The organism is Janibacter sp. Y6 (assembly GCF_040900765.1).
GTDB lineage: Bacteria > Actinomycetota > Actinomycetes > Actinomycetales > Dermatophilaceae > Marihabitans > Marihabitans melonis.
Genome location: NZ_JAKLYZ010000007.1, coordinates 143,060 through 151,617, shown reverse-complemented (window position 1 = coordinate 151,617; position 8,558 = coordinate 143,060). Strand labels below are relative to the sequence as shown.

Genomic DNA, 8,558 nt, shown 5'->3' with positions numbered 1-8,558 from the left:
CATTACCGTGGGACATGAGGACCTCCGGTCGGTAGGCGACTTAGACATCACCCACCGCACCCGGGGGTCCTCCCTGACGTCAACCACCAACCCGGAGTGTCACCAACCTCCCGGCTGAGTACAGCTAGCCGCGCGGGGAGGGCCCAGCGGGGGATCGCACCCCCTCGGGTGACGACCCGCCCCGGGCCGCGCCGGTAGACAGGGTCGATGATCCCCGATCGAGCAGACCTGTCCGCCATCCCCCCGCAGACCCAGGACTGGCCGGGCACCACGGCCGAGCTCGACCCGCCGGCCGACCACGGCGAGAGCACGTGGACCGGCCGCGAGCGCCTCACCGGGCGCCGCGCCCTGATCACCGGGGGCGACTCCGGGATCGGCCGGGCGGTCGCCGTGACCTTCGCCAAGGAGGGCGCCGACGTCGCCGTCGCGCACCTGCCCCAGGAGCAGGCCGACGCCGAGCAGACGAAGGCGCTCGTCGAGGCCGAGGGGCGCCGCTGCGTCTTGCTGCCCGCCGACCTGCGCACGCACGAGGCCAACGTGCAGGTCGCCCGCGACGCCGTCGAGCAGCTCGGGGGCGTCGACGTGCTCGTGTGCAACGCCGCGTACCAGATGACCCACGACGAGCTGGCGGACTTCCCCGCGGACCAGGTGGTGCGCACCTTCGAGACCAACGTCTTCGGACCCTTCTGGCTCGTGCGCGAGCTCGCCGAAGAGCTCGGCGGCGGGTCGGTCATCGTCACGACGTCGATCCAGGCGATGGAGCCCTCGAGCCACCTGCTCGACTACGCGGCGACGAAGGCTGCCCTCAACAACCTCGTCGTCAACCTCGCCGCCGAGCTGGGCCCCGCCGGCACCCGCGTCAACGCCGTCGCGCCCGGGCCCATCTGGACCCCGCTCATCCCTGCGACGATGGCTGCGGACAAGGTCGAGGGCTTCGGCGCCGACACCCCGCTGGGCCGTGCCGGTCATCCCGTCGAGGTCGCCGCGGCCTACGTCTTCCTCGCCTCCGACGAGGCGTCCTACGTCTCAGGCACGGTCCTCGGCGTCACCGGCGGCAAGCCGATCTTCTAGGACCGGCCGACGGGTGGGCGACCCTGGACGAAGGGGGCGGCGGCCCGCCCCCTTCGCCCGTCCGGTCTGCCATCGTCGTGGCATGAGCGACATCCAGACCAAGGCCAGCGAGCTGCTCCGACTCCACCACACGGGCGAGACCCTCGTCCTGCCGACCGTGTGGGACGCGTGGAGCGCCCGTGCGGCCGCTGACGCCGGCTTCCTCGGGCTGAGCATCGGCAGCCACCCGCTCGCCGACAGCCGTGGGCAGCAGGACGGGGAGGGCATGACCCTCGACGACGCGCTCGACGGCATCTCGCGGATCTGCGCGAGCGTCGACCTGCCCGTGACCGCCGACGTCGAGTCCGGGTACGGCACCCCCGCGGCAGAGCTCGTCGAACGGGTCCTCGAGGCGGGCGCCGTCGGCATCAACGTCGAGGACACGGTGCACGGCGAAGGGGGACGGGTCCGCGAGGTCGCGGAGCACGCGGACTACATCGGCGCGCTGCGCCAGGCTGCCGACGCCGCCGGGGTCGAGCTCGTCATCAACGCGCGCACCGACGCTCTCGTGCACGGCACCGAGAAGTTCGCCGACCCGCTCGCCGAGGCGATCACCCGCATGCAGGCCTGCGAGCAGGCCGGGGCGCGCAGTCTCTACCCCGTGCGCCTGCCCGACGCCGCTGCCCTGCGCGCGATGCTCGACGCCTTGAGCACCCCGCTCAACGTCACGGCCCACCCTGTCGACGGGTCGATGTCGGGCTCCTTCGAGGAGCTCAAGGCCGCCGGCGTGCAGCGCATCACCTTCGGCCCGCTGCTCCAGATGGCGCTCGGCGACCCGATGGCGCAGCTGCTGCGACCCTGGGCGCCCTGACCCCCCTTCGCCCCGGCTCCCTGACCAGCCGGTGAGCGCGAATCGCCGCTACGTCGATGGCGTAGCGGCGATTCGCGCTCACCCGAGGGCCTGGGGGCGAAGGGGGGTGCACGAAGGCCCCCGCACCGGTCCGGTGCGGGGGCCTTCGTCGTGAGCGGGTGCGTCAGCGGCTGCCGGCGCGGGTGCTCGTCGAGAATCGGGTGACGCTGCCACCGGCGGAGGACGCCGAGCGGGGGCCACGGCTGCCGCCGGACCGGCCGCCGCCCTGACCGCCGGAGCGACCCGAGCCCTGACCACCGGAGCGACCCGAGCCCTGGCCACCGCGGCCACCACCGGAGCGACCGCCCGCGGGACGACCGCCGGAGCGGCCACCGCCCGAGGCCGCGCCCGTGGAGCGACCACCGGAGCGGCCCCCCTTCGCGCCGCCTGAGGCGGGCACCTCGGCGACGAAGCCGCCGGGGTAGCTGCGCTCGCCGGGGGCGAGCTCGGACAGGACGGGGTGCCCGGCGGAGACCTGGTGGGTCGTCGCGGTGATGCCAGCCTTGCGCATCAGGTCGCGGACGTCACGGCGCTGGTCGGGGGTCATGAGCGTGATGACGGTGCCCTTGCTGCCGGCGCGGGCGGTGCGGCCCGAGCGGTGCAGGTACGCCTTGTGCTCGACCGGCGGGTCGGCGTGCACGACGAGCGAGACGTCGTCGACGTGGATGCCGCGGGCGGCGATGTCGGTCGCGACGAGGGTGCTCGCCGTGCCGGAGTGGAAGGCCGTCATCGTCCGCGTGCGGGCGCCCTGGCTGAGGTTGCCGTGGAGCTCGACCGCGGGCACGCCCTCGGCGTTGAGCTGACGGGCGATCTTCTTCGCACGGTGCTTGGTGCGGGTGAAGACGACCGTGCGGCCGGGCGCGGCGACGAGGTCGACGAGCACGGGCAGGTGGGTGTCGGGGCTCACGGCGAGCACGTGGTGCTCCATCGTGAGGACCGGCGACTGCGCCGAGTCGGCCTCGTGGGTCACCGGCTGCTGGAGGTAGCGCTTGACGAGGACGTCGACGCCCGCGTCGAGGGTGGCGCTGAAGAGCATGCGCTGGCCGTCGCGGGGGGTCTTGTCGAGGATCCGCTTCACGCCGGGCAGGAAGCCGAGGTCGGCCATGTGGTCGGCCTCGTCGAGGATCGTCACCTCGATGTCGTCGAGGATGACGTGGCCCTGGCCCATGAGGTCCTCGAGACGGCCGGGGCAGGCGATGACGACGTCGACGCCGCGACGCATGGCCTCGACCTGCGGGCCCTGGCCGACGCCGCCGAAGACGGTGCGGCTGGTGAGCTTCGTCCCCTTCGTCAGGTCGAGGAAGGACTCCTCGATCTGCGAGACGAGCTCACGGGTGGGGGCGAGGATCAGCGCGCGGGGGCGGCGCGAGGCCGGGCGGCGCGGCTCCTCGGTGAGCCGGGTGACGAGCGGCAGGAGGAAGGCGAAGGTCTTGCCGGAGCCGGTCCGGCCACGGCCGAGGACGTCGCGACCCGCGAGCGAGTCGGGCAGCGTCGCGGCCTGGATGGGGGTCGGCACCGTGATCCCGCGGTCGGCGAGGACGGTGACGAAGGGGGTGGGCACGCCGAGGTCGGCGAAGCCCTGGGCCTGTGCAGGCTGAGTCATACGGGTGGTGCTCCACATCTGTGGTGGTGGTCGTCCTGCCCGGCGCGGCAGGGTGCCGCGGCGCATCGGCGAACAGACGTCGGCCCTGCGAGGCAGGTCCAGGAGGTCTCTCCGGGGCACCGTCGTGGTGCCGGCACCGATCGGCGTCAGATGAGCGATCAGGTGCGGTGGTCCGCAGCAGAACTGGGCGGGCCGTTGCGACCAGTCTATGCGGCCGCAGCGGCCGGTGACGAATCGCCCCGGACGCGCTCCGCCCGGAGGGCGGGCAGGTAGCCGACGAGGGCGACGAGCCCGACGAGGGCAGCGGTGACGACCGCGGCCTGGGTCGAGGTGCGCTCGGCGAGCAGCCCCAGCGACGGGGAGACGACGGCGAAGGCGAAGAAGGAGACCATCGAGTCGATCGACAGGACGGTCGCCCGGTTGCTGGCGCTCGCCTCGCGGTGCAGCAGGGCACGGTGCATGACGCCGCTGCCGAAGACGCCGTAGGTGAGCAGGTAGGCGGCGACGAGGGCGACCGGTCCGAGGACGACGCCCATGACGAGAGCGCCGACGCAGTGGGCAGCCCGGCCGAGCAGCGCCGTGCGGGCGACGCCGATGCGGCGCGAGACCCGCCCCGCAGCGACGGCACCCAGCGAGAAGGCACCCCACCCGACGGCCGCGACCGGGCCCATGAGCGCGCCTGCCGTGTCGAGGCCGCCGACGAGCTCCGCGAGCCGGATCGGCATGAAGGTCTCCTGCACCACCATGACGACCGAGGTGAGACCGCTCGCGAGGACGAGACCGCGCAGCACCGCGCTCGTCGCGACGAGGCGCAGACCGCTGACGACGACGGCCGGGGCGGCCTTCGCCGAGGCCAGGGCCCGACCGAGCGGCCCGGCGGAGGTCTGCTCGACGGCCTCGGCCAGATCCGGGGTGGCGGCGTCGGTGTGCAGGTGCGGGACCTCGCGCATGAGGGCGAGGACGGCGACGAGGTGCCCGACGGTGAGGACCGCGAAGAGCGCCATCGGCAGCTCGAGCGCGGACCGGCCCTCCATCGGGTGCCACGCGACGAGGCCGCCGGACAGCAGCGAGCTCGCCGCCATGCTCGCGCCGATGATCGAGCCCGCACGGGCGAGCGGCTGGTCGACGTCGGCACCGGGCGTGCGCTCGTGGACGGCGTCGACGAACCACGCCTCGAGCGGGCCCGACTCCAGCGCGCGGAAGACGCCCATGAGGGCGCCGGCAAGGAGGTAGGTGCCCCACGAGCTCGCCGTGAGGTAGGCCGCGGCGGCGGCGATCTGCACGACCGCGGCGGCGACATAGACGGGGCGACGCCCGAAGACGTCGGTGAAGCCGCTCGTCGGCAGCTCGAGGAGGGCGACGACGAGCCCGATGGCCGCCAGCGCGCTCATCGCCTGCGCCGTGCCGAGACCGAGGTCGAGCGCCCAGAGGACGAAGAGCCCGACGACGAAGCCGGTGGGGAACCACCGGGTGAAGGTCAGCACGTAGTAGACGCGGGTGGGGCTCATCGCAGGTCCTGCTCCCCGTCGGGCTCGACGTCCTCCGGCGCGGGGTGGTCGTGGTCGGGCACGACGTAGCTGTGCACCTGGACGCCGAGCGGACGGGTGCCCGGGGGGCGCTCGTCGCCGACGAGCGGGAGGGTCGCGAGGTGCTCGAAGAACTCGTGCACGCGCCGCGAGACCTCCTGCGCCTGCTCCGGCGTCGCCCAGACGGCGACGTCGCTGCTCGTCGTCAGCTGCCGCCACTGCGGCGACAGCGCCGACCGCGCGGCGATCGCGTCCTGCAGGACCCGGACCTGCTGGGTGAGCGCGGCCTGCCAGAAGGCGTCGTGGGTGTCGCGCTCGGCCTCGTCGGCCTCGGGGCTCTCCTGCACGCTCGTCCACGCCGCCGCGGCCCGCCACCAGCGGTCGCGCCCGCTCCCCCGCTGCTCGTCCTCGGCGATGAAGCCGTGCTCGGCGAGCTGGCGCAGGTGATAGCTCGTCGCGCCGGTGTTGATGCCCAGCCGGGTCGCGAGGCTGGTCGCGGTCGCCGGGCCGTCCGAGCGCAGCAGGGCGAGGAGCCGCAGGCGAAGGGGGTGGGTCAGGGCCTTGAGCTGGGTCGGGTCGGGCGTCGTCGAGCTGGGCACACGAGGACCGTACAACTACACAGATATCTCTGCAAACAGATCTTTGCAGTCGTGCTGCAAGCCAGCCCTCCGCCAGCCACCACGTCGGCAGAGCGGTCGGCGGATTCGGGCATCAGGGCGGGAGCAGACCCGCCCGCTCCGCGAGCACGGCGACCTGGGTCCGCCCGGTGACGCCGAGCTTGACCTGCGCGGCGGCGAGGTGGGTCTTGACCGTCGCCTCGCCGATGAAGAGCGCCCGCGCGATCTCGGGGTTGGAGCGGCCGTCGCCGACGAGACGGACGACCTCGCGCTCTCGCGGGCTCAGCTCGGCGACGAGCCGGCGGGCCTCGGCCTGGCGCGGTGCGCCGCCGGCCCGGATGTGGGCTGTGAGCCGCCGCGAGGTCTCGGGCGAGAAGGCGCCGTCGCCCGATGCGACGGCGCGGATGGCGCCGGCGATCTGCTCGGACGCGGTCTTGAGCAGGAAGCCGTCGGCCCCGGCGACGAGCGCGCGCACCGGCACCTCGTCGACGTCGAAGGTGGTCAGGACGAGCACCCGAGGGGGCCGGGCGAGGGCGCGCAGGCGCCGGGTCGCCTCGATGCCGCCGATGCCCGGCATCCGCAGGTCCATGAGGACGACGTCGGGGTAGTGCGCCAGGGACAGCTCGACGGCCTCCTCGCCCGACCCCGCCTCGGCGACGACGTCGATGTCGGGGGCTGCGGCGAGGATGAGGCGCAGGCCGGAGCGCACGAGGGGGTCGTCGTCGCACAGGAGCACCCGGACCGGGCTGACCGGCACCGTCATGACTGCCACCGCCACGGCAGGTGCACGACGACGCGCAGGACGTCCTCCTCGACGAGCAGCCGCAGCTCGCCGCCCAGCAGCTCGACCCGCTCGCGCATGCCGGTGAGCCCGGCGCCGGGGTGCACCTCGCGCCCCTGCGGGACGTGGTTGGCCGCCTCGAGCAGCACGCCGTCGGCGCTGCGGGCCCGCACGACGAGACGCACCCCGTGGGTCGGGGCGTGCCGCCGGGCGTTGGTGAGCATCTCCTGCACGACGCGGTAGGAGGTCTGGCTGGTCTGCACGTCGAGGTGATCGCCGTCGTGCAGGCTGATCGTCGCGACGACGGTCATGCCGTGCGCGACGGCGTCGTCGACGAGTCCCTCCACGTCGGTGATGCCCGGCACCTGCGAGGTGATGTCGGATGTGCCGTCGCGCAGCACGGACACGAGCGAGCGCAGGTCCTCCGCGGTGCGGCCGGCAGCCTCGCGCACGAGGCTCGCCGAGCGCCCGAGCTCGCCGTCGGGCGCGTGGGCCTCGAGGGCGGCCGCGTGCAGGGACACGACGGAGAGCCGGTGGCCGATGACGTCGTGGACCTCGCGGGCGATCCGCTCGCGCTCGTCCTGCGCGGCGAGCCGGTCGCCGAGGTGCGCGGCGACGGCACGCTGATGCGTCACCTCGCCCGCGCTGCGCTCGAGCACCCGGCGCACGGCACCGGCCCCGAGGAAGACCGCGCTCACGACGAGACCGATCGTCACCGGGACCCACCACGGCGCCGCACCTCGGTCCACCGCGGCCTCGGCGGTCGTCGTGTCGACGACGAGCCCACGCCAGGCCGACTCGTAGCTGTTTCGGCCCTGCAGGTCACGCCATGTGACCACGACGGTGCAGACGGTGACGAGGACCGCCACGGGCACCGCCACCGCGGTCCGCTGACGACGCACGACATGCAGACCGGCGACGAGCGCCACCAACGGGTCGAAGGGGGCGATTGCCGCGAAGAGCGACCCTCCCACCGCCAGCGGCAGTGCCAGTCGCACGCGCCACACGAGGAGCACGAGCAGCGCCAGACCGACGAAGAAGCTCAGCATGCCCAGCGGGGTCGCTGGAGTGTCGTGCGTCGCCGGGAGACCGGGCGCACGACGTGCGTCAGTGGTGAGGAGGGCCATCGCCAGCGTGAGGATCCCCAGCAGCCACCAACCGGCAAGAGCTGCTGCCGAGCGCGCCGACGCCGACCACCACGCGCGAGCGCGGCGGTCCGGGGCGGCGGCGACGGTCATGGCGTGAGAGTAGGGCGTCCCGGCGACAGCCGCCCTCCCCCGATCGGCGGACCCCGGTCGAGCCGCTCGGCGGAGGTGGCGGGCTCCCCCTTCGCGATCCGATGAGGCCATCACACCGGACCGCCAGGAGGCACCCCATGACCCAGCCCCACGACCCCTCGCAGCCGCAGTGGCAGCCGACCTACGCCCCGGCCCCGCCGCCGCAGCGCGGCTGGGTCTCGCGCCACAAGGGCCTGACCGTCGTCCTCGCCAGCGGCGCCCTCCTGCTCGCCTGCTGCGGCGGCGGCGCCGCGGTCCTCGCCGAGGGCGGCTCGTCGACCTCCCCGACCACCGAGGCGGGGTCGAGCACCTCACGACCGACCGACGGCCGCTCGACGACCCCGACGAAGGGGTCGAAGAAGAAGGCCGCGGCGACGAAGGCCTCCGGCCCCGGCATCGGCGACGCCGCCCGGGACGGGAAGTTCGAGTTCGTCGTCAAGAGCGTCAAGCCCGGTGTCGCCTCGGTCGGCGACGACTTCCTCCAGGAGAAGGCGCAGGGCCAGTTCGTCCTCGTCGAGATCTCGGTGACGAACATCGGCGAGGAGGCCCAGACGATGTTCGACTCCGAGCAGAAGATCATCGACACCCAGGGGCGCACCTTCGAGGCCAACAGCTCGGCCGCGATCTCGGTCGAGGGCAACTCCGACGTGTGGCTCACCGACGTCAACCCGGGCAACACCGCCACCGGGACGATGGTCTTCGACATGCCCAAGGGCGCGACGCCCGCCTCGATCGAGCTGCACGACTCGATGTTCTCGGACGGCGTGACGGTCTCCCTGCGCTGACCCCGAAGC

Annotated in this window: 8 protein-coding genes; 3 read left to right on the top strand and 5 right to left on the bottom strand. The window is 73.7% G+C overall.

Features of this window, described 5'->3' with window-relative positions:
• The first annotated feature begins 207 nt into the window (after window positions 1-207).
• Both L6241_RS15280 and L6241_RS15275 read left to right on the top strand, forming a co-directional pair.
• Window positions 208-1,071 (top strand): SDR family oxidoreductase, encoded by an 864-nt coding sequence (locus L6241_RS15280; RefSeq protein ID WP_368246951.1) that lies wholly within the window; start codon window positions 208-210, stop codon window positions 1,069-1,071.
• 82 nt (window positions 1,072-1,153) lie between these two features.
• Window positions 1,154-1,921, top strand: a complete 768-nt coding sequence (locus L6241_RS15275) for an isocitrate lyase/phosphoenolpyruvate mutase family protein (protein ID WP_368246950.1) — start codon at window positions 1,154-1,156, stop codon at window positions 1,919-1,921.
• A gap of 163 nt (window positions 1,922-2,084) precedes the next feature.
• Here the strand turns inward: L6241_RS15275 and L6241_RS15270 are convergent, their stop codons facing one another.
• The 5 genes from L6241_RS15270 to L6241_RS15250 all read right to left on the bottom strand — a co-directional run bounded on the left by L6241_RS15270 (window position 2,085) and on the right by L6241_RS15250 (window position 7,725).
• Window positions 2,085-3,563 carry a DEAD/DEAH box helicase gene (locus L6241_RS15270; protein ID WP_368246949.1) on the bottom strand — a complete coding sequence of 493 codons (1,479 nt, stop codon included), beginning with the start codon at window positions 3,561-3,563 and terminating at the stop codon, window positions 2,085-2,087.
• Between the two features lie 206 nt (window positions 3,564-3,769).
• Entirely contained in the window at window positions 3,770-5,071 is a 1,302-nt protein-coding gene (locus L6241_RS15265; RefSeq protein ID WP_123092615.1) for an MFS transporter, read from the bottom strand.
• Window positions 5,068-5,688 (bottom strand): helix-turn-helix domain-containing protein, encoded by a 621-nt coding sequence (locus L6241_RS15260; protein ID WP_368246948.1) that lies wholly within the window; start codon window positions 5,686-5,688, stop codon window positions 5,068-5,070. The genes L6241_RS15265 and L6241_RS15260 overlap by 4 nt, the downstream gene beginning before the upstream one ends.
• A 112-nt stretch (window positions 5,689-5,800) precedes the next feature.
• Window positions 5,801-6,469, bottom strand: a complete 669-nt coding sequence (locus L6241_RS15255) for a response regulator transcription factor (RefSeq protein ID WP_229300177.1) — start codon at window positions 6,467-6,469, stop codon at window positions 5,801-5,803.
• Window positions 6,466-7,725 carry a sensor histidine kinase gene (locus L6241_RS15250; RefSeq protein ID WP_368246947.1) on the bottom strand — a complete coding sequence of 420 codons (1,260 nt, stop codon included), beginning with the start codon at window positions 7,723-7,725 and terminating at the stop codon, window positions 6,466-6,468. Before L6241_RS15250 ends, L6241_RS15255 begins: the two co-directional genes overlap by 4 nt.
• A 137-nt stretch (window positions 7,726-7,862) precedes the next feature.
• Here L6241_RS15250 and L6241_RS15245 point away from each other — a divergent pair, with 137 nt between their 5' ends.
• Window positions 7,863-8,549, top strand: a complete 687-nt coding sequence (locus L6241_RS15245) for a DUF4352 domain-containing protein (protein WP_368246946.1) — start codon at window positions 7,863-7,865, stop codon at window positions 8,547-8,549.
• Window positions 8,550-8,558 lie beyond the last annotated feature (9 nt).